The organism is Flavobacterium sp. H4147 (assembly GCF_029360735.1).
Classification (GTDB): domain Bacteria; phylum Bacteroidota; class Bacteroidia; order Flavobacteriales; family Flavobacteriaceae; genus Flavobacterium; species Flavobacterium endoglycinae.
In genome coordinates, this window is the sequence record NZ_JARKNB010000002.1 from 468427 (window position 1) to 490213 (window position 21787).

Annotated in this window: 17 protein-coding genes; 11 read left to right on the forward strand and 6 right to left on the reverse strand. The window is 35.5% G+C overall.

Annotated elements, in window-relative coordinates:
• Positions 1–40 precede the first annotated feature (40 nt).
• From P2W75_RS09815 to P2W75_RS09840, 6 genes are all read right to left on the reverse strand, one after another.
• Positions 41–1576, reverse strand: coding sequence for a RagB/SusD family nutrient uptake outer membrane protein (locus P2W75_RS09815; protein ID WP_276380253.1), 1536 nt, complete (start codon positions 1574–1576; stop codon positions 41–43).
• 19 nt (positions 1577–1595) lie between these two features.
• Positions 1596–4892, reverse strand: a complete 3297-nt coding sequence (locus tag P2W75_RS09820) for a TonB-dependent receptor (RefSeq protein ID WP_276380255.1) — start codon at positions 4890–4892, stop codon at positions 1596–1598.
• Positions 4893–5030: 138 nt separating this feature from the next.
• Positions 5031–5951 carry a FecR domain-containing protein gene (locus P2W75_RS09825; protein ID WP_276380256.1) on the reverse strand — a complete coding sequence of 307 codons (921 nt, stop codon included), beginning with the start codon at positions 5949–5951 and terminating at the stop codon, positions 5031–5033.
• Positions 5952–6065: 114 nt separating this feature from the next.
• Positions 6066–6623: an RNA polymerase sigma-70 factor gene (locus P2W75_RS09830; protein ID WP_276380257.1), complete on the reverse strand. Its 558-nt coding sequence runs from the start codon at positions 6621–6623 to the stop codon at positions 6066–6068.
• 329 nt (positions 6624–6952) lie between these two features.
• Positions 6953–7768 carry an AraC family transcriptional regulator gene (locus P2W75_RS09835; protein WP_276380258.1) on the reverse strand — a complete coding sequence of 272 codons (816 nt, stop codon included), beginning with the start codon at positions 7766–7768 and terminating at the stop codon, positions 6953–6955.
• Positions 7769–8008: 240 nt separating this feature from the next.
• A complete protein-coding gene (locus P2W75_RS09840) occupies positions 8009–9001 on the reverse strand; it encodes an SDR family NAD(P)-dependent oxidoreductase (protein ID WP_276380259.1) in 993 nt (330 codons plus the stop codon).
• Positions 9002–9204: 203 nt separating this feature from the next.
• Here P2W75_RS09840 and P2W75_RS09845 point away from each other — a divergent pair, with 203 nt between their 5' ends.
• The 11 genes from P2W75_RS09845 (at position 9205) to P2W75_RS09895 (ending at position 21785) form a co-directional block, all read left to right on the forward strand.
• Positions 9205–9942 carry a CPBP family intramembrane glutamic endopeptidase gene (locus tag P2W75_RS09845; protein ID WP_276380260.1) on the forward strand — a complete coding sequence of 246 codons (738 nt, stop codon included), beginning with the start codon at positions 9205–9207 and terminating at the stop codon, positions 9940–9942.
• A 61-nt stretch (positions 9943–10003) separates the two neighbouring features.
• Positions 10004–11170, forward strand: coding sequence for a sensor histidine kinase (locus P2W75_RS09850; RefSeq protein ID WP_276380262.1), 1167 nt, complete (start codon positions 10004–10006; stop codon positions 11168–11170).
• Positions 11170–11874, forward strand: a complete 705-nt coding sequence (locus P2W75_RS09855) for a LytTR family DNA-binding domain-containing protein (protein WP_276380264.1) — start codon at positions 11170–11172, stop codon at positions 11872–11874. The genes P2W75_RS09850 and P2W75_RS09855 overlap by 1 nt, the downstream gene beginning before the upstream one ends.
• A gap of 102 nt (positions 11875–11976) precedes the next feature.
• Positions 11977–12570 carry a hypothetical protein gene (locus P2W75_RS09860; RefSeq protein WP_276380266.1) on the forward strand — a complete coding sequence of 198 codons (594 nt, stop codon included), beginning with the start codon at positions 11977–11979 and terminating at the stop codon, positions 12568–12570.
• 206 nt (positions 12571–12776) lie between these two features.
• Entirely contained in the window at positions 12777–13136 is a 360-nt protein-coding gene (locus P2W75_RS09865; RefSeq protein ID WP_207296521.1) for a hypothetical protein, read from the forward strand.
• A 226-nt stretch (positions 13137–13362) separates the two neighbouring features.
• A complete protein-coding gene (locus P2W75_RS09870; RefSeq protein WP_276380267.1) occupies positions 13363–14454 on the forward strand; it encodes an efflux RND transporter periplasmic adaptor subunit in 1092 nt (363 codons plus the stop codon).
• A 49-nt stretch (positions 14455–14503) separates the two neighbouring features.
• Positions 14504–17620 carry an efflux RND transporter permease subunit gene (locus P2W75_RS09875; protein WP_276380269.1) on the forward strand — a complete coding sequence of 1039 codons (3117 nt, stop codon included), beginning with the start codon at positions 14504–14506 and terminating at the stop codon, positions 17618–17620.
• 244 nt (positions 17621–17864) lie between these two features.
• The gene (locus P2W75_RS09880; RefSeq protein WP_276380271.1) at positions 17865–19352 is read left to right on the forward strand and encodes a TolC family protein; all 1488 of its coding nucleotides are present in this window, start codon (positions 17865–17867) and stop codon (positions 19350–19352) included.
• Positions 19353–19679: 327 nt separating this feature from the next.
• Positions 19680–20240: a Crp/Fnr family transcriptional regulator gene (locus P2W75_RS09885; protein ID WP_276380272.1), complete on the forward strand. Its 561-nt coding sequence runs from the start codon at positions 19680–19682 to the stop codon at positions 20238–20240.
• A 265-nt stretch (positions 20241–20505) separates the two neighbouring features.
• Positions 20506–20832 (forward strand): multidrug efflux SMR transporter, encoded by a 327-nt coding sequence (locus tag P2W75_RS09890; RefSeq protein ID WP_207296526.1) that lies wholly within the window; start codon positions 20506–20508, stop codon positions 20830–20832.
• A 506-nt stretch (positions 20833–21338) separates the two neighbouring features.
• Complete coding sequence (locus P2W75_RS09895; protein WP_276380273.1) at positions 21339–21785, forward strand: GNAT family N-acetyltransferase; 447 nt, start codon at positions 21339–21341, stop codon at positions 21783–21785.
• The last annotated feature ends 2 nt before the right edge of the window (positions 21786–21787 follow it).

A 21787-nucleotide genomic window follows, 5' to 3' on the forward strand; every position in this document is an offset into this window, starting at 1 on the left:
GCAGTGAAAAAAAACTATAAAAACACAACAAAATTATTTATTACCAGCCTTCATTTTGAAACAAGGCGCCTTTGCTCACTGCGATTTCATCTGGTGGTATTGGCCAAACGTGGTGTACAGCAGGATTAAAATTACGAGCCGGATAAATTACGGTTCCGTTATAATGGTGCAATGGTTTTGCATATGCTTCTTTGGCATCTCCCCAGCGAACTAAATCAAAATGACGATCTGTCCATTCGCCTGCTAATTCGCAGCGTCTTTCTCTTTTTAAATCAACCATTGTAGCTCCCGAAATATCTGCAAGACCTGCACGGTGACGGATCATATTGATTTCTGTATCGGCATTTTGACCTTTCATTAATTTCGCTTCTGCCAGCATTAAAATGACATCTGCATAACGTAAAAGCGGTACGTTTAAAGCTGTTGAAGGTTTATCTCCATTTGCACTTACATAACGAATATCTACTCCGCCAGATGTTGTTTTTGGATAACTGAATGGTTCCATGTATTTCTTAAACTGATAACCGGTTCTGTTACTTGAACTTACTACATGACTTCCTTCGTTAAAAGTTACTTCTTCTCCAAAATACACAAACTTATCTCCTTTTTGTAAAATCGTAGCGCTGCGTCTTTTATCATTTGGAGCATAGGCATCGAATAATTCTTTTGTTGGATAGAAATTTCCCCATCCGTTGTAAACTCCCCATCCTTTATCTTCTAAACAAACTCCTGGAAAAATAGAACCTAAAGAAGTATTTTCGGCACTTGAAGTTACTGACCAAATGTATTCTGAAGACCAGTTGTTGCTGATTTTAAATACATCTTCAAAATTATCAAGCAGTTTGTGTTTGCCGCTTGCTACAATCATATTCGCATATTTTATAGCGTTGTCCCAGTCTTTCGCATACAAATACGTACGAACCAAATACGCCCAAGCAGCAGTTTTGTGTGCGCGTCCGTAATTGTCAGAAGTCATTTCGTTAAAGTATGGTAATAAATCAGCCGCTTTGATTAAATCGGCAGCAATGTATGCGTAATTTTCGGCTACGTTTTTAGCACGAGGCACGTAGACATTGGTTGGATTTTCTCTGTCTTGAATTGGAATTCCGGCACGATCATCTCCATAATGATACGCCAATTCTAAATGCATTACCGCATGATTAAAATAGGCTTCACCCAACATTCCGTTTCTCGTTTTCTCATCCAAAGCAATATTGGGAACGTTACGAATTACGTCGTTGCATCGTTTCATAATTTCGTAGTGAATTCTCCAGATATCTTTGGTATCTGATTCTGATCCATCTACAATAAAGTTTTTGATACGTTCTGCGTTTTGTCTTGGTTTTGTTCCAATGTCATCGCTGGCATTGTTCAGCCAGAAAAAACCACGACCGTACATATTATCGTCCGAATACAAAGCATAAATGGCATTTACCCCTGCTTTTGCATCTGCTGGAGTTTTCCAGAAATTTCCGCTTGAAGGCGCTCCCTGAGGCACTACATCAAGTTCGCTTTCACAAGCCGAAGTACCGGCCAAAAGCAGTAAACTCAATACTAAAAGACTTATTTTTTTCATTTTGAATTGTTTTTATTTTTTAAAAAGTTGCATTAACACCCGTCATGTAAATACGTGAAAGCGGGTAACGTCCTAAGTCCATTCCGAAGTTTTTAAGACCAACTTCTGGATCCATTCCTGAGTATTTTGTAATCGTAAATAAGTTTTGTCCTGAAATAAAGAATCTCAGTTTTGCTTTTCCATTTAACCAATTTTCTTTTACCGTATACCCAATCGAAACGTTTTTCAATCTAAGGAAAGAAGCGTCTTCGATATACAAATCAGAAATACGTCCGAAGTTGTTATTGTTATCTGTAGAAGAAAGTATTGGAACGTTTGTATTGGTATTCGTTGGTGACCACGCATTTTTAGAATCCGCTAGTAAATTATATCCTGGAAAAGAAGCATTTAAACCCGTATATTTCACAGCATTGAAAACGCTGTTTCCTGCTGCACCATTAAAGAAAATGTTCACGTCAAATCCTTTGTATTTGAAATTGGCATTTAAACTGTATGTTGTTTTTGGAAACGGACTTCCCAGCACTACTCTATCGCTGTTATTGATGACACCGTCGCCATTTTCATCTTTAAATTTAATGTCTCCGGCAACTGCATTTGGCTGATACGCCACACCTTTTGAGTTCACGTATGCTTTTGCTTCTTCATTACTTTGAAATAACCCGTCTGTTGCATATCCGTAGAAAGCACCAACCGGACTTCCCACTTGATAAATATTAGCCAAAGGCAAACTACGAACACGGCTTAGGTTTAATGGTTCTAATGAGGTTAAATCGTCTTTAATCGAAACAATTTTATTAGTTAAGAATCCTGCATTTGCGGTAATGTCATACTTAAATTCTCCTTTTGTTTTTTGGTACGTTAAACTTACCTCGATTCCTCTGTTTTCAACATCTCCTGAGTTTACAATTCTTCCTTGCGGCGTTCCTGAGACTCCTGGTAATTGGTCGCGAACCAACATATCTTTGTTTTTCTTTATATACGCATCAACAGATCCTACTAAACTGTTGTTCAGCATGGTGAAATCTAAACCAACATTCGTCTGCTCTGAACTTTCCCATTTTAAATTTGGATTTGATAATTCACTTTCAGCATATCCGTAATTGATCGTTGGAGTTGCTCCAATTAACGCTTGAGTTTGTACTAAAGGAACACTGAACTGATACGGTCCAAGGTTTCCTAAATTTCCAATTTGCCCCCAGCTTGCACGAAGTTTTAAATTGCTGATGATTGGTTCTAAACCTTTCATGAAATTTTCTTCAGAAATTAACCAACCTGCCGAAACAGAAGGATATACTTTCCAGCGGTTTTGCGATAATAGTTTTGAAGTTCCGTCACGACGTACAATTCCCGATAATAAATATTTCTGGTTGTAATCGTAGTTTAACCTTCCAACATAAGAAGAAATAATTTCGTCTGATAATCCGGCTCCTGTCTGCTGGATTAATTTTGCATTTAATAAATAACGCTGAGATGGATCTTCGTTGTCAAAACCAGTTCCTTCAACTGTGTAGAAATCTTTTTTAGTTTCTTGATACGTGTATCCGGCTAAAGCTTTAAGATTGTGGTTTCCAAATGATTTCTCATAAGAAATAGTCTGCTCGCTTAATAAATCGGTAATCGTCAAAGATTTTTGAGTCAAACGGTTAAAATCGAATATTTTTCCTGGCTCCGTAACTTTTACAGTAAAATCTTTTGCATTATCTTGAATTCTGGTATAACCCCAGTTTGTTTTCAATTTTAATCCCGGAACAACTTCCCATTCTGCATATGGATTGATCAAAATGGTAGAAATTGGATTTTTATTGTCCAGTCTTTTTAAATACGCTACTGGATTAATAACGTCTCCGTAAGAACCTATATATTTTTCTGGAACTCCACCAAATTGTCCAGAACCATCTTCTCTGTAAATCGTCGCGTTAGGCGGATACAAAATTGCGGCTTGAATGGCTCCTGTATAAGAACTTGCTGTATTTGCCGTCTGTCCATTTGTTAAAGAGTATGATAAATTTTCTCCAATAGTAAAATTATCAGCCAGTTTAAAAGATGAATTGGCTCTTGCTGTGTAACGTTCACTGTACGTATTCAACAAAATTCCTTCATTTTTTCTGTAGCTTCCCGAAAGAAAGAAATTTGATTTTTCTGTTTTTCCATTTATCGAAAGAGATAAATCTTGAATTTCTCCTGTATGGAAAATTTCATCCATCCAATTTGTTTTTGTTGTTCTTGCCGTTGGTTCAAAAGCAGGATCAAACGCAGGAATTCTTGGTAAACCTGCATTGTCTCTAGCAAGATTCATCGCATCAGCATATTCTGCGGCGTTTAAAACCTTTAGTTTTTTGGCCACATTCTGAAAACCTCCTTGATAGTTTACATTGACATTGATTCTATCTGAAATTCCTTTTTTCGACGTAATTAAAATTACTCCTCCCGAAGCTCTTGCGCCGTAAATTGCTGCAGAAGCCGCGTCTTTCAAAACACTGATTGAAGCAATATCATTTGGATTTAAAGTATTTAATGAACCGCTGTAAATGATTCCGTCTAAAACAATTAACGGTGTTTCAGCATTTAAAGAACCAATACCACGAATGTTGATTGTTGGCGCAGCTGTTGGATCTCCACCGTCGTTAATTACAGTAACTCCGGCCACGGTTCCTTGTAACAATTCGGCAGCGTTATTGTAGGTTCTGCTTGATGCTTCTTTCATAGAAACCGCACCTACAGCACCTAAAACTTCGTTCTTTTTTACACTTCCGTACCCCATTACTACAACTTCTTGAAGCTGTTTCATATCGGCAGCCAATTTTACAGTAATAGTTTCTGATTTGCTTACTTTGACTTCTTGAGTGACATAACCCACATACGAAAATTCAAGTACAGCCTCAGGTGCGTTGATTTCCATTTTAAAAGTTCCGTCAAAATCTGTTGTAGCAGTTGCGTTAGAACCTTTATCTCTAATACCAACACCTGGTAACGGCATATTGTCATCTCCTCCGAAAACAGTACCCGAAATGGTAATTTTATTCTGATCTGCTTTTTGATTTTTCTTAATTACGATATTGTTGCTTACAATTTCATATCGTAATGCAATACCGCAGATTTTATCCAACGCTTGTTCAAGCGTTACGTTGTTTAATTTTAAGCTTAATTTCTGATTGGTGTTTACCTGACTGCTTTCGTACATAAAATGCACGTCGACTTGGTTTTCTATCTTTTGGAAAATGTTTTTTATACTTTCATTTTCAACCTTTAAAGTCACTCTTTTGTTAATGTCAACATTCCCGGCTTTTACTGTCAGTGCTGCAAAAAATAAAGCCATAAACAGGAATATATTTTTTCCTATTGTCCTTATACTATGACACTTTACGGCATACCGCATTTGTTTTTCATTCATAATTTTTAGTTTTAATTGTTTTGTTTTTGATTATCTGATCTACGTAGTTTAATTTTTGATGTTTTACTGAATTGTATACACTCCAGAATCCAATTTGTAATTGGCATTGATGATATTACATACCAAACCAATTACTTGATCTGCTGGTAATTCTTTAAAATAAGCACTGATTTTTAGTGTGCTCAAATTCTTGTTTTTAATTTCGACAGCTACATTGTAATTGCGATTGATAGTTGCTATTACTTCTGGCAGAGGTGTGTCTTCAAAAACCATTATATTTTTTCGCCACAGCGAAATGGTATTCACTGGGATATCTTTAAAAGCCTGAAGTTTATTATCGTGAGATTTAAATACTACTTTTTGTCCCGGTGTTACATATACATTTTCTTCGGTAACTGTCGATTTCACATTTACTCTTCCGGTCATAACCGAAACTTCCTGTGTTGTTTGATCTGGGTATGCCTGTACGTTAAAACTGGTTCCGAGTACTTTGGTATCCATTTTATTAGTGTGAATGATAAATGGATGTTTTTTGTCTTTTGCAACATCAAAAAAAGCTTCTCCTGTTAAGTATACTTCTCTGGTATCGCCTTTAAATGCTGTAGGATATTTTAAAACACTTCCGGCATTTAACCAGATCTGGGTTCCGTCGCTTAGTTTTATTTCGGCATGTTCGCCCAATTTTACTGTGAATTGTTTGTTTTCTACAAAAGCAGATGATTGATAAAAAAACACAGATAATCCGATTAGAAAAACAACAGAAGCCGCAGCAAGCCAGTTTTTATAATGAAGCGGAATAACGCTGTTTGTTTTTTTGATGTTTCTTAATTCTTTTTGCAATTTCGAACGGCTGGACTTCATCATGTCTATATTTTCAGAAACTTCCTCCGGATTGTCGAACCACTTGTTCCACATTTCTTGTCCTTTTGGAGAATATTTTCCGTCTAAAAAATTCTTTACTTCTTTATGTAAATTGTCAGGCATTATAATTTCTTTATGTCTTTAATAGTATGTCTTTGGAATTGTATTTTGAGGTAGGTGCATGAGGTTACGCTTCTGTTAAGAAAAAAGCCGACTTCTTAATCTGAATTTTACGTTTCAATTAAACTCCCCCAGATAGGTTCGCATGAATTTCAGTGCATATGTGATGTGATATTTTACCGTATCGATTGAAACGTTGAGTTCGTCGGCAATTTCTTTGTTGGTATACTGTTTAACCCGGCTCAGAATAAAAACCTCTTTTGATTTTTTAGGAAGAAGCATCGCCGCTTTGTCTACCGCCTTTTGCAGTTCTTCATAATAAATAGAATCTTCGGTAGCATTATGACTCGTATAGGAAACGGTATTTTTATCTAAAACCTCTTGTATGTATTGATCGGTAACAGTATGCGATTTTATATAATCTAAAGTCATATAGCGAACCGAAGTGTAGATGTAAGCCGCAAATGTTTTCTGAATGACCAGCGTTTTACGTCGTTCCCAAATACTGGTGAAAACTTCCTGAACAATCTCTTCAGAAATAGGTACTGATTTCATTCTGACGTATACAAAACGAACCAGTGAATCTCTATACCGAAAATACAATTCGTCGAAAGCTTTGTCTTTTCCCTGCTTCAATAATTCTACAAGAATTTCATCGGTTAATTCTTTATACATAACAAGTCACTTTGGTTTTGATTGGCAGATAAAAAGCGTTTGCAGAAACACTAAAATGAATTGTTTGGGGAAGAAGATTTCTTTTTTTAAAAGAGGACATATACTACGTATTTTGTTTTATTATATGTCTTCAAAATTAGACCTGAGGGTAGGTCAGTTACGTTACGTTTACATTAATAAAAAGCCAGGAATAGAAACATAATATTAACAATGAAAAGGAATTGTTACCGAAATCTGAAGTGGTGATTTTTGTTTTACAATTCTTTTAGCAGAAAAAAAATCAGGCATAAAAAAAGATGCCGTTAAGCATCTCTTTATAAAAGTAAAAATTAGGTCCTCACCCGCTCTATCAATTCAGTTGGCGCATAACCGAACTGTTTTTTGAAAGCAAAAGAAAAATGGGATAAATTCTCAAACCCTACTTCGTAACACACATCAATAGGTTTCTTTTTCTTTTCTACAAATTGATAATGCGCTAGTTCCAAACGTTTCTGCGTAAGCCAGCGCTGCGGAGTGGTATTGAAAATTCTGCTGAAATCTCTTTTAAACGTCGTAAGACTTCTTCCGGTTAAATAGCCAAATTTTTCCAATGGCAGATTAAACATAAAATTCTTCTCCATATAACCCGCTAAATCAATTTTTCCAGGTTCTTCAAAATTGGCAAGAACATTATCAATTCCTTTGTCAATTGCTCTTAGAATACTAATGGCTTCTGTAATTTTAAGTGAAGCGATATTTTCCGGCAGATCTTTCATTTCAAAATACGGAACCAAAGAAGCCAGACAACTTTCCAGTAACGGATGATTGTCAAATGAATATATTTTTTTCGACAGCAATGCATCTGGTTTTACATCCAGATTCGCATAAAAATCCCGTAATCTTTCAACCGACAAATGCATCACAACTGTTTTGTGTGGTTCGCCATCTTTAGGATAATTAATAATCGTCGCCAACTGATTTCTCGGGATTAAAAAAATATCGCCTTTTTGAAATACATAAGAAGCATCCGCCTGAACGATTTTAGTCTCCCCCGAAATAAACCAAATCAGCATATGGTGTTCAAACATAATATCTGATTTGAAAAACTTATCCTCATAACAGGAAAGTTTTATATCATCGGTTATATACTTGGCTTTATATTCCATAACAGAGCGGTTTAGTGCTTTTATAATTACAAAAATAGTTTTTTTTCGGTCTTGGGTTTTCGGTTTTCAGTTTTCAGTCTCAGTGTTCAGTCTCAGTGTTCAGTCGCAGTGTTCAGTTTTCAGTCGCAGTTTTCAGTCGCAGTGTTCAGTTTTTACTTTTTACTGTTTGCTAATTAGTATTCACTGTGACTGAGACTGAAAACTGAGACTGAGACTGAGACTGAACACTGCGACTAAAGCCTAAATACCAAAAGAAATCCCAGTCACTTCTTCACTCCAGTTCCATAAATCTTTGGCATTCTTTTCGTCTACAGCATATTCTCGAACACCTGGAGTTATTGAAACTGTTGTGGCTAAAGGAGCAATATTTAAATCTTCGCAATATACACCGCCGATATTTTCTAGCTGCGGACTAACCGCACACCAAACTGTCGTTGCCGCTCCCTGTGGAATTGTTTTTAAAGAAGCTGCAACCTCTGGTAATATATTCCCTTCTGCATCTACATAACCTAATTTTTGAAACAATTCTAATGGCGCTTCTCTTGCTAATTCAGTTCCGCCAATCGAGCCCGGATGAAGCGAATATGCTCTTACATTGTGGGATTGCGCACGATAATCCAGTTCGACTGAAAACAAATTCACCGCAGTTTTCGATTGTCCGTAACCTAATAAAGTTTCATATTCACGGTTTTCAAAATTAGGATCTTCAAAATCAAATAATCCAAATTGATGTCCTTGAGAAGAAACATTAATAACCCTTGCGCCATTTGCTTTTTTTAATGCCGGCCATAATCGGGCAGTCAGCTGAAACTGCGCCAAGTAATTAACTGCAAGCTGAGATTCAATCCCTCGACTGTCTTTGCGAAGCGGTACCCACATAATTCCCGCATTGTTAATTAATAAATGGAGTGGTCTTCCTGATGCCAAAAACTTCTCAGCAAATGCATCAATTGATTCTGGGTTTACCAAATCCATTTTTTCAATTTCAATAGGAAGCGAATCCGGCAGGTTTTTCTTTGCTTTTTCGACATCTCTCGCCGGAACAATTACAGTTGCTCCAGCCGAAGCCAATGTAATAACAGTTTCTAAACCAATTCCGGTATTACCGCCGGTTACAATCGCTGTTTTTCCCGTTAAATCAATTCCCTTAATGACATCAGTTGTGGTTGATGAAGCGTTAAAACCTGAATTTATTGCTTTCTGTAATTTTCCTTGATAATTGTCTTGTCTCATTTTTATAAAGTTTTAATTATTATGAATGAGACAAAATTAGATTGTGACTCCATCTTCGACTTTGTTTAAACGTCCGAATAAACTTTGTTTAAACGTCTTTTTTAGAATAGTCCAATTTCCATCGGTAAAAAAACTATTCTCGTCGGTAGGTTTTTCAAATCTTAGGCAATGAAAATACTTTTGACGTATAAAATTAATCAACTATGTCACTACTTACTCCTTTCGTCTGGATTTTATTACTACTTCCGTTTATTATTCTGGCTTTCGTTACCAGCAAAAAAAGCAATCTAAAATACCTGTTGTTCTTCCTACTGTATTTTTTAACCGATTGTTATATTCAGCAATTAAGCCATCAGTTTATTTCATTGAAAATTATAGGTTTAAAATTTGCATGGGCGGGAAAATTATTCAGTCTCATTCTTTCACTTGTTATTATTTTCTCAGTAAATAAAACAGAACGCCAGTTGATAGGTTTTACAAACAAAACCAATTCCACAAAACAGCTTCGATTTGGAATTTTGGTATTTCTAGGGTTTCTACTATTTGACTGTATTTTTAAAATGATTTTGTTTCCAAAAGGCGCTGCTTTCGATTTAGAAACATTCGCTTTCCAGGCCACAATGCCAGGTTTGACCGAAGAATTGGCTTTTCGAGGAATTGGTTTCTGGCTTCTTGACAAAGCTTTTGAGCCTAAATGGAACTGTAAAGGAATTCAATTCGGCTGGGGATTTATTATTGTTACACTATTATTTGCTATCGCACACGGAGCTGTTTTAACCGAAGATCATCAGTTTAAATTTGATCTTATCACAATCATTTACCTTACTGTGGTTTCTTCTTTAAGTGTGGGTTTGCTTCGAAAATTCTCTGGAAATATAGTTCTTCCAATTCTCGGACATAATTGTATTAATCTCATGAATGCCGTAATTAGAATATTATAAATAAAAATGAAGAAGCAGATTCAAAAAAACTATCTTTGAATCTGCTTCATAAATAGAATACATGCACGAAAAAAAAGTCTTTGCCGATCATTTAGCCCAAAGAATAGCGGATTTTAATTTTGATCATTTTTACAGCAAAAGAAACCGAATACTATTGCATTTAGCAATGTGGTTTGGCTTTTCATGTCTACTGTTTTTAAGTTATGTTCTCGCCTATCATCTGTCGTATCAAAATGCATTGATTCTCACAATTCGAATGACAACGGTCAATGCAGTGGTATTCTATTTGTTCTTTTATCTATTTCTGCCAAAGATTTTTTCCGGCAGTGGTTTTAGAATTATTTTCTTGTTGTTGATAACCTTTCCAATCTGCATTTTTATATGGATTGCTATTACTTATTTTATATCATTACTCTATCATTACATTGGTTTTGAAATACCATCAGGAGAATTAAAAGGTGCTATCAAGATGGCGGCAGATCAGACTTTTGCGCAGGCCGTATCGCCGAAACGCCTTATTTCACAAGCCTTTATTGTTATATCCATCCTCTCTCCTTTCTTCTTTGTTAAGATACTTTTTGAAATTTCAAGGCTTTATAATAAAACATTGAATATCCAAAACCAAAAAGCGGCACTTGAAATCCAAAATATCAATATGGAGAAACAGTTTTTAACGGCACAACTCAATCCGCATTTCCTTTTTAATACGCTGAATAACCTATACGGACTATCTTTAAAAAAAGACGATCAAACACCCGAAGTTATTTTGAATCTTTCGGATATTATGAGTTATACTTTGTATGAATCCTGTAATGAAAAAGTATCGCTGGAGAAGGAACTCGATTTTATAAAAAATTATATCGAGCTCGAAAAAATGCGTTATACTGCAGATAAAAATATTCAATACAAAATTGCTTCTGGAAGAGATTTATTCGGGCATTTTGTACCGCCTTTACTTACGTTTACTTTTGTAGAGAATGCTTTTAAATACGGTTTAAAAAACAATCATGATTCATTTCTGTTTTTGGAAATAAAAGTCGAAAACAATCAGCTTTTCTTTAGTCTTGAAAATGACAAGGATAAAGAACAAACTCAAAAAGAATTTGGCGGAATCGGGATTGCAAATGCACGTAAAAGATTGCAGCTTTTATATCCTGACAAACACGAAATACATATCGAGAATCTGGAAACTAAATTTAAGGTTTCTTTAAAAATAGATTTATACTAATGGAAAAAATAAGCTGCATCGTTATTGATGATGAACCAATTGGACGAGAAGTTATTGAAACTTTTGTAAAAGATATTTCATTTCTGAATCTTTCGGCTTCATTTGGCGATCCGGTTGAAGCACTGACTTATTTACAAGAAAATCAGGTTGATCTTGTTTTCAGCGATATTCAAATGCCTAGAATAAACGGAATGGAATTACTTCGTTCCTTAACCAATCCGCCGCTGGTTATTTTCATTACGGCACATCGTGATTTTGCTTTGGATGGTTTTGATGAAGGTGTCACCGATTATTTGATAAAACCCGTTCGCTTTGACCGATTCCTAAAAGCCGTTAACCGCGCCAAAGAACGTATTTCTACCAAACAGCCTGTAATGGAACAAGCAGTAAACGATAAAATATTCATTAAATCAGAAGGAAAGTTAGTCCGTATTTTACTTAACGAAATTCTTTATGTAGAAGCTCAGGGTGATTATTTGAAAATCGTGCTTCCAAACACCGAATATTCGACACAGCTTACTTTAAAATCAATGGATGAAATTCTGAATCTGCCCACCTTTTTTAGAGTACAGCGATCTTTTATCCTTAATCTTGAAGCGGTTAAAAGTATCAATGGAAATATGGTAGAACTTATAAACGGAAAAAACATCTCTATTGCACTGAATAAAAAAGAAGAACTTTTTAGTCTGCTCGGAATCAAATAAACTGATTTACAAAATTCCCATACGGGCAATAAATACTTTAATTACTTGTTATTATTAAATAAAAGCCAATGCGTTTAATTTATTAGTATCAAGTAAAAAAGTATGAAAAAAATATTGTTTTTAATTATTACAATCGGTCTTTCGCTGCAAGGATTTGCACAGGAAGAAATAAAGGGAAAATACCAGCCGGTTCAATCTAAAACTCCAGAGAGTAAAGAAGTTATTCCGCCAAAGGAAACGCCTCCTGCTACAGATCCAGCACTTCCAAAAGACCCGATCGTTTTAAAAATCAACCCAGATGAACTTTTTAAAAACAATACCTTTTATAAAAGAGAAGCCAATGTTGAAGGTATATTTTACAGACGAAATGAATATTTAGGAGCTTTTGTAACCCATTCAAATACTTCTACTGTCCGCTACCGTGATGCAGCTTATGTCGATGGCGATAAAATCAGAGTCTGGTTAAATGAAAAAGTTATTGAACCCGAAGTAAGTCTGGTTGGAGAGTTTAAAGGTTTTAAAATCAATTTGGAAAAAGGAATGAACAAAATAGATTTTGAAGCTTTGAATGAAGGTTCAGCCTCACCTAATACTGCTGAATTTCAGGTTTTTGATGATACGGGAAAAGTCATCGAAGCCAGTCAGTGGAATGTAGGAACCGGCTATAAAGCGACTATCATTTTATACAAAGAATAACCGAATAAAAATTTATGAATTGAAATAACGATTCTTAAAAGAATATGTAAAAATCAACTTCCAAAGTTATCATATTTTTAATTCTGCATAGTTTTAGAATAAAATTAAGAATCGTTATTTTTCAAATTGCTATATTTGGCGCACTATCAACCATTATAAGCCTTGTTTTCCAAGTAACAAATTATATAATTTCTGCTGTGCCATAAATGAAACCTTATAAGTTCATATATATCGTTTTACTTTCGCTGCTTTCCTTCTTCAGAGGCACCGAAACCTATAAACTGCCCGCACATTTCGGTCATTGCATAACACTTGACAGCGTTGCAGCCGACGATACACAGATTTTTTCTTCGGATTTCTCTTCTTCAAAAAATCTAGAAGTTCACTACAATCTCAAAAAGAAAATAAAATCCAGAGCTACTACTTTAGAACAAAGTACCATTAAAGCTCCGTATTTCAGCAGCTTAATTAACTTCAAGCTTTACAAAAAGAGCTTAATATACGGTATAGCTTCTATATACCAAATTCAAAGGCATACCCACCTTCACTTATACCAATTATTCTAGGTTTTACAATCTCGTTGTTTTTATAGTTTCAGAAATTCTGAAATAATACCTCATTTGCGTATGCGAACCGAGCTGTTATTTCTGTAAAAACAGTTCACCAAAATAGCATTTCCTGAAAACGGAAAAATCCAGCTATATTTTCATATCCAATTTCAACATTATCTAAACTCCCTATATCCAAAGAGTAAGGGAGAGAACCTATTTATTTAAAAATTAGAACCTAATCATGAATAGTTATAAAAATTACTTTCTATTATACACTTTAGCATTATTTGTTTTAGTCTCGTGCGGCGATAAATCCCAAAAAAATGCCAATAAAATCAAAACACTTCCAGTTTATAAAATCACCTTAAAAGACACCGTTGTTGCCAGCAAATTTGTTGCCGATGTCCACGCCAAAAACAATGTAGAAATTCATGTCCGCATTCCGGGACTTCTCGATAAAGTATATGTAAGCGAAGGACAAAAAGTTAAAAAAGGACAAATCCTATTTAAAATAAGCGATGTTGAACTTCAAATCCAGCTCTTAAAAGCCGAAGCCGTTTACAAAAATGCAATGGCCGATTTACGTATCGCAACAGTAGAATTAGAGCAGGCACAAACCCTTTTCAATAAAAAGGTAATTGCCGACAAAGAATTAGAATTATCGAAAGCAAAACATGATGCCGCTTCCGCGAAAGTAGCCCATGCAAACGCAGAAAGAAAAGCCATCAACCAGCAGATTAGTTTTACCACAATTCGCGCGCCATTTGACGGCACAATTGACCGTATTCCGTTTAAAGAAGGAAGTTTAGTAGAAAACGGTTCTTTATTGACCACTGTTTCTCAATTAGACGATGTTTACGCGTATTTCTCAATTCCTGAGAATACCTATTTCCAAATGATGGAGGACAAAACTCTAAACACGCAAGGTGATATTAAACTAGTATTGCCAAACGGACAAGTTTACGACCAAAAAGGAGAATTACGTACTGCCGACGGAGAAATCGACAGACAAACGGGATCAATTCAATACAAAGCAAAATTTCACAATCCGCAGGGATTTATCAAACACGGAACTTCTGGAAAATTGATTATTTCAGAACCCAAAACCAATGCAATTTTAATTCCGCAGAAAGCTGTTTTTTCTATTCAGGACAAACAATATGTTTTCCGCGTGAACAAAGATGGAGTAGTTAAAATGACCAATATTACAATTGCCACTACTCTTGATGATGTTTACATTTTAAATGAAGGTCTAAAAAGCGACGACCTGATTGTACAAGAAGGTACACAATCATTGAGAGACGGTGATAAAATCAACATTAAACAAATGTAGGTTTTAGCCTTGTAATCAGTTATTTAATTATTTATCTAAAAAAAATAGAATGATAGAGTTATTTATCAAAAGAAAAATATTGTCATTAATCATCTCGGTAATGATAGTTCTTTTGGGATTACTGGCGTTGTTCCAGCTTCCCATTACCCAATTTCCAGATATCGTACCACCGTCTGTAACCGTTACAGCAAAATATACAGGTGCCAATGCAGAGGTTTCTGCCAATGCCGTGGCACTTCCGTTAGAAAGAGCCATCAACGGAGTTCCCGGAATGACGTATATGTCAACCGTAACCTCAAACGATGGTTTGACTTTAATTCAGGTTTTCTTTGAAGTCGGAACTGATCCCGATCTGGCTGCCGTAAACGTACAAAACAGAGTTACAACAATTCTAGATGAACTTCCCGAAGAAGTAATTCGTGCCGGAGTTACAACCGAAAAAGAGGTAAATAGTATGTTGATGTACTTGAACATTACGAGTACCGACAAAACTCAGGATGAACAGTTTATCTTCAACTTTACGGATATTAATATTCTTCAGGAATTAAAACGTATTGATGGTGTTGGACGTGCCGAAATCATGGGACAGAAAGAATACTCAATGCGTGTCTGGCTGGATCCGCAGAAGATGCTTTCGTATAATATTTCGGCAAATGAAGTAATTAGTTCGCTTCAAAAACAAAACATTTCTGCTGCTCCGGGTAAAGTGGGTGAAGGTTCAGGACAAATGAACAATCAGTTGCAATACGTAATTAAATACGGCGGAAAATTCTTTGAACCCAAACAATACGAAGAAATCGCTTTAAGAGCCAATCCAGACGGAACGATCTTACGATTAAAAGACATTTCCAATATCGAATTTGGAGCGATGAGTTACGGAATGGTTTCTAAAACCGATGGAAAACCTTCGGCATCAATTATGTTGAAACAACGTCCGGGTTCAAACGCTTCTGAAGTAATTGCCAGCGTAAAAGAAAAAATGGCAGAATTAAAAGAAACATCCTTTCCACCGGGAATGGATTTTAATATTGCGTATGACGTTTCGCGTTTTCTTGATGCTTCTATTCATGAAGTAATCAGAACCTTAATCGAAGCGTTTATTTTGGTAGCGTTTGTGGTTTTCATTTTCCTTCAAGATTGGCGATCTACGTTGATTCCTGTTTTGGCAGTTCCAGTGGCACTTATTGGTTCGTTTACCTTTATGTCGATGATGGGATTCTCGATTAACTTATTGACCCTTTTTGCCTTAGTCCTTTCAATTGGAATTGTAGTCGATAACGCCATTGTCGTCGTCGAAGCCGTTCACGTAAAAATATCCGAAGAACATATGGCACCGTTAGAAGCAACTATTAGTGCCATGAAAGAAATTACCGGAGCCGTTATTGCAATTACTATTGTAATGGCTGCTGTATTTATTCCGGTGGCTTTCTTGAGCGGGCCGGTTGGAGTTTTCTACAGACAGTTCTCGCTGACGATGGCCATTAGTATTGTGATTTCGGGTATTAACGCCCTTACCCTAACTCCTGCCCTTTGTGCTATTATGCTGAAAGCACACGATCCAAACAAAGAGAAAAAATCACTTTTAGACCGTTTCTTCCATAAATTCAACAATTGGTTCGATAATGTAACTTCAAAATACATCAAAGTATTAGTGAAATTTGCCAACAGAACTACTGTTACAATTGGTTTATTGGTTCTTTTCTGTTTGTTTACTTGGGGAACAAGCAAGTTTTTACCATCAGGATTTATCCCGTCTGAAGATCAGGGAATGGTGTATGTGAGTGTGACAACACCACAAGGAGCAACGGTAGAACGTACCGAAAAAGTTCTCGACGAAGTCACTCGTTTGTCAAAAAGCATTAAAGGAGTTGACAACGTTACCACTCTTGCCGGATATAGTATTGTAACCGAAATTGCCGGAGCTTCGTACGGAATGGGAATGATTAACTTGAAAGACTGGAGCGAACGTGATATTTCTGTAAATGACTTTATCGCACAGCTTTCCGAAAAAACAAAAGGCATTGCCGATGCCCAGATCGAAATTTTTGCGCCGCCCACTGTTCCCGGTTTTGGTAACACGAGTGGTTTCGAACTTCGTTTATTGGACAAATCTGGAGGAAGTATTACAAATACTGATAAAGTAACCAAAGAATTCATCGCAGAATTAAATGCTTCACCAGAAATTCAGAACTCTTTTTCAAGCTTTGATGCTACTTTTCCGCAGTATTTAATTCATATTGATTATGATTTGGCTGCCAAAAAAGGAATTTCGGTTGATAATGCGATGAGCACTTTACAAACGATGTTAGGATCTTTTTATGCGACCAATTTTATCCGTTTCTCGCAGATGTATAAAGTTATGGTTCAGGCGAGTCCGCAGTTTCGTCAAAATCCAGAAAGCATTTTAGATATGTATTTGAAGAATGAAGCGGGCGAAATGGTTCCGTTTTCAACATTTATCAAATTAGAAAGAGTGTACGGTCCAGAGGTTTTAACACGTTACAACATGTACATGTCGGCTATGATCAATGGTGAAGCAGCTGAAGGTTTCAGTTCCGGAGAAGCCATTGCAGCCGTCGAAAGAATCGCCGCTGAAAAATTGCCAAGCCGTTTTGAACTCGAATGGTCTGGTATGACACGTGAAGAGATTCTTTCAGGAAACCAAACGATATACATTTTTGCACTTTGTATACTTTTCGTATACTTATTATTGGCAGCACAATACGAAAGTTTATTGCTTCCATTCCCAGTATTATTAAGTCTTCCTGTTGGAGTTTTTGGGTCTTATTTTGCCCTTCTTTTAGTCGGATTAGACAATAATATTTATGCTCAAGTGGCACTCGTCATGCTGATTGGTCTTCTCGCCAAAAATGCCATTCTGATTGTAGAATTTGCTATGGCGCAGAATAAAATTGGACGTGATATTGTCGAAGCCGCTATTGAAGGAGCCCGACTTCGTTTCCGACCTATTTTGATGACTTCTTTTGCTTTTATTTCAGGATTAATTCCGCTCTGTATTGCCACAGGTGCAGGTGCTGTTGGTAACCGTTCAATTGGAACTGCCGCCGCTGGAGGAATGCTGATTGGAACTGTGTTTGGCCTTGTGATTATTCCAGGACTTTACATACTGTTTGCGAAATTGGAAAAACGAATGAGTAAATCTTAATTTGTCTTTTTTTAAAACACATAGAAACATAGGATTTTGAAGGCGTGATAAGGCGTTCACTTAGCTTAAACAAACATAGCTGAGTGGTAATTACAAAAAAACAAAGTTGAAACTTTGGCTTATGTTCACTTAACTATGTGTTAGAAACTAGTTTCTTTCCATTTCCTTCTACAGAAAGAAAAATCTATGCTTCTATGTGTTAAAATAAAATTTTAGACAAAGGAGAACAAAATAAATTAAAACAATGAAATACATAATAAATCAATATAAAAATACTGATGTAATAAGGACAACCAAAAGTGCCATTATCATTACTGGTATTTTACTTTTAACAGCTTGTTCGGCACCAAAAATCACAGAGAAATTAGATTCTGTAAAACTCCCGGAAAATTTTGACGCACAGAGAAAAAATTCCGCAGATAGTTTAAAGCCTTTTATTCCGCTGAAGACAGAAACTTTTTTTAAAGATCCAAAATTAGAGACATTATTAAAAAAAGCCATTGCCAAAAATCCTGATTATTTAATTATGCAGGAAAGAATTTTAATTGCCAATTCACATTTAAAAGTGGCGAAATTGGCACTTCTTCCCTCTTTGGATCTAGCAGCTGATATTTCTGGAACACATTACGGAAAATATACAATGGATGGTGTTGGTAATTTTGACACCAACTTTTCGCAGAACATCAACGAAAAACAAAGAATTAATGAAGATGTTACACCCAACTTATTTTTAGGCGGAAAAGTTTCTTGGGAAGCTGATATATGGGGAAAATTGAGCAATCGTAAAAAAGCAGCACAGCAGAGATACTTTGCTTCACAAGCCGGAATGCGATTGTTACAAACCCGACTTTTAAGTGATGTTGCTGATTTGTATTTCAAACTTATCGCATTAGACAAACAAGCAGCGATTTACGATAACAACTTAAAAACGCAGGAAAAAGCGCTTGATATTGTTTCAGCACAAAGATCTGTTGGGAAAGCGACTGAACTTGCTGTACAACAATTTAATGCACAAAACAATAACATTCATGCCGAAGCTGCCGAATTGCATTTAAGCATCGATCAGACTGAAAAAGCGTTACTAACGCTTTTGGGAGAATTGGGTGGAAAAATCGACAGAAGCAGTGATTTCCTATCTGGACATTTGGAAGTTTTAAACCAGAAAATCAGTGTGGATTCTATCATTCATAAAAGGCCCGATGTTTCTGAAGCGTATTTTGAATTATTAGCCAGCAACGCTGATGCAAAAGCGGCTCGCGCTGCCTTCTTCCCAACTTTAAACTTAGGGGGATATGCAGGATTTAATTCGTTTTCTTTCAATACTTTTTTTGACACTGGTTCTTTCGCTTGGCAGATATTAGGCGGATTAACGGCTCCCGTTTTCAATAAAGGACAAATCAAACAGGAATTTTATGTTTCGAACAGAAAACAGGAAATTTCATTTCTACAATATCAAAATACAATCACCACAGCTTTTAATGAATTAAGTGCATTACTGCATCGAAACGAAGCTTTTGAAGATGTTTTGAAATACAAATTAAAAGAAATTGATCATCTCGAAATTGCGGTAAATGTTTCAAATGACTTGTATTTGAGCGGTTATGCCAATTATCTTGAAATCATCAATGCGCAAAAAAACAAACTGCAGGCAGAACTTGATTTTGTTGATATTCAGCTTAGGAATGCAAATTCTCAAGTCTTATTGTATAAAGCTTTAGGAGGAGTAATATAATTAGTTAATATTGGTCAATAATGCTGCAAATCCTTTGAATTAGTACGTCAAATTCTGCAGTTGTAAATCCCATTTCAAATTTGAAATGGGATTTTTTTTTGAAGATAAACTATATTTTTACAGTTTACTTTTTACCTTTATCACATAAAAAACAAAGATATTTTATCTCAAAAAAGCGGGCAAAAGAGACAAGTTTCCTCATATAGATGGCTATTTGGATTTTAATTAGTGAAATGCCTTTTTTAAATATTAAAAACTATGTTTCTATATGTTGAAAATAAGTATCCCAAAAGATTACCTTTATTCTAAATTACTAAAATCCCATCAATGGAAATTTCCATTATTCTTGATCAAATACACGAACTGCCAGAAAAATCTAAACTGGCACTGCAAAACAATATTTCAGAAATCTCTTTTCTGAAAGGACATATATTACTCAAAGCCAATAAAGTAGAATCTAATATTTATTTTATCAAAAAAGGATTGGTAAGAGCTTATATTCAAAGAGATAATGAAGTTACGTTTTGGTTTGGAAAAGAAGGTGAAACCGTAATTTCGATGAAAAGTTATGTTGAAGAACAGCCTGGATATGAAAACATTGAGCTTCTGGAAGATTGTGAACTTTATGAACTCAAAGCCAATAACTTAAAAAAACTGTTCAGCGAAGATGTTCATATTGCGAATTGGGGAAGAAAATTTGCCGAAAAAGAGCTCATCAAAACCGAAGAACGTTTGATTTCAAAACAATTCAAAAATGCATCAGAACGGTATCTAGAATTGATGCAAAACCATCCCGAACTGATTCAAAGAGTGCAACTAGGACATATCGCTTCTTATTTAGGAATTACGCAAGTCAGCTTAAGCAGAATTCGAGCTGAATTGAAATAACACCATCGATTGAATTATTTTTAACACATAGAAACATAGCTCTAGTGGACTTTAAAAAGGCATTTCACTAATTTCAAGACACATAGCTATGTGTTAAAGCTTGCTTTTTTTGTAATCCTAACGGCAGTAAAACAATCTATGTCTCTATGTGTTAAAGTTAAATTTTGCGCTATTAGTCAAACCCTAAAATAACTTCATTTTTTATCATTTGTTAAATTTTTTATCAATTGTATAAAAGAACTTTGCACGACAAAATTTTAACTCTATGAACTGGATTATTTTAATCATTGCAGGCTTATTTGAAGTAGCTTTTGCCTCGTGTCTTGGAAAAGCAAAAACCACAACTGGAACCGAAATGTACTATTGGTATATTGGTTTCTTGATTTCTCTAACCGTAAGTATGCTTTTATTAATGAAAGCAACCGAAACTCTTCCTCTTGGAACTGCTTATGCTGTCTGGACTGGAATTGGAGCTGTTGGAACGGTTTTAGTCGGCATTTTTGTTTTTAAAGAACCTGCGGCTTTCTGGAGATTGTTTTTCTTAGCGACTTTGGTTGGTTCTATCGTTGGTTTAAAAGCGGTTTCGCACTAAAAATATATTTTACTTAATATTCAACTTTGTCAAAGTTTCGAACTTTGGCAAAGTTTTTTTGTTTTTAAACACATAGAAACATAGAATTTTCTCCCGCAAAAAAGAAAATGGAAAGAAACTAGTTTCTAACACATAGATACGTTTATTTAATTTCTACAGCAGAACTTTGGCAAAGTTTTTTTGTTTTAAACACATAGAAACATAGAATTTTCTTCCGCAAAAAAGAAAATGGAAAGAAACTAGTTTTCTAACACATAGATACGTTATGTAATTTCTACGGCAGAACTTTGTCAAAGTTTACTACAAATAAGATTTCTCGGAAAGTATTAAAACATAGCCTAAAGTTTCAACTTTGGGTTTGTATTGTGGGTTTGGAATTTGGAATCTAAAATTTGAGATTTTTTAAAACTAATTAATGCAATTTCAGCATCACATGATAAAAAAATAGCATTTTACCACATTACTCTCTGTTTTATCTTTGTCAAAAAATAAAGCCAAAATTAAAAATGACATTCAACCATATCATCAGATCATTTGAAGAATTAACCAATCACGAAATGTACAATATGCTTCGGTTGAGGAGCGAAATTTTTGTAGTCGAACAAAATTGTGTCTATTTGGATTTAGACAATAAAGACCAGAAAAGTTATCATTTATTATATTATATTGATAATGAACTCGCTGGCGTAACACGTTTGGTTCCAGCTGGAATTTCGTATCCTGAAATTTCAATCGGACGTGTTGTAATTGCACCTTCACACCGCGGATTAGGTTTAGGAGTAAAACTGATGGAGGCTTCCATCGCGGGCTGTGAAGAAAAATTTGGAAAAGCAGATATCCGAATTAGTGCGCAATATCATTTATCCAAATTCTATCAATCGCTAGGATTTGTTGAACAAGGCGAAGTTTACGATGAAGATGGAATTCCGCATATCGAAATGTTACGGTCTTAAGT

Bases quoted from the DNA above. Each gene is read 5' to 3' on its own strand.
- P2W75_RS09815 (WP_276380253.1), bottom strand. From the start codon at position 1,576: ATGAAAAAAATAAGTCTTTTAGTATTGAGTTTACTGCTTTTGGCCGGT.
- P2W75_RS09820 (WP_276380255.1), bottom strand. From the start codon at position 4,892: ATGGCTTTATTTTTTGCAGCACTGACAGTAAAAGCCGGGAATGTTGAC.
- P2W75_RS09825 (WP_276380256.1), bottom strand. From the start codon at position 5,951: ATGCCTGACAATTTACATAAAGAAGTAAAGAATTTTTTAGACGGAAAA.
- P2W75_RS09830 (WP_276380257.1), bottom strand. From the start codon at position 6,623: ATGTATAAAGAATTAACCGATGAAATTCTTGTAGAATTATTGAAGCAG.
- P2W75_RS09835 (WP_276380258.1), bottom strand. From the start codon at position 7,768: ATGGAATATAAAGCCAAGTATATAACCGATGATATAAAACTTTCCTGT.
- P2W75_RS09840 (WP_276380259.1), bottom strand. From the start codon at position 9,001: ATGAGACAAGACAATTATCAAGGAAAATTACAGAAAGCAATAAATTCA.
- P2W75_RS09845 (WP_276380260.1), top strand. From the start codon at position 9,205: ATGTCACTACTTACTCCTTTCGTCTGGATTTTATTACTACTTCCGTTT.
- P2W75_RS09850 (WP_276380262.1), top strand. From the start codon at position 10,004: ATGCACGAAAAAAAAGTCTTTGCCGATCATTTAGCCCAAAGAATAGCG.
- P2W75_RS09855 (WP_276380264.1), top strand. From the start codon at position 11,170: ATGGAAAAAATAAGCTGCATCGTTATTGATGATGAACCAATTGGACGA.
- P2W75_RS09860 (WP_276380266.1), top strand. From the start codon at position 11,977: ATGAAAAAAATATTGTTTTTAATTATTACAATCGGTCTTTCGCTGCAA.
- P2W75_RS09865 (WP_207296521.1), top strand. From the start codon at position 12,777: ATGAAACCTTATAAGTTCATATATATCGTTTTACTTTCGCTGCTTTCC.
- P2W75_RS09870 (WP_276380267.1), top strand. From the start codon at position 13,363: ATGAATAGTTATAAAAATTACTTTCTATTATACACTTTAGCATTATTT.
- P2W75_RS09875 (WP_276380269.1), top strand. From the start codon at position 14,504: ATGATAGAGTTATTTATCAAAAGAAAAATATTGTCATTAATCATCTCG.
- P2W75_RS09880 (WP_276380271.1), top strand. From the start codon at position 17,865: ATGAAATACATAATAAATCAATATAAAAATACTGATGTAATAAGGACA.
- P2W75_RS09885 (WP_276380272.1), top strand. From the start codon at position 19,680: ATGGAAATTTCCATTATTCTTGATCAAATACACGAACTGCCAGAAAAA.
- P2W75_RS09890 (WP_207296526.1), top strand. From the start codon at position 20,506: ATGAACTGGATTATTTTAATCATTGCAGGCTTATTTGAAGTAGCTTTT.
- P2W75_RS09895 (WP_276380273.1), top strand. From the start codon at position 21,339: ATGACATTCAACCATATCATCAGATCATTTGAAGAATTAACCAATCAC.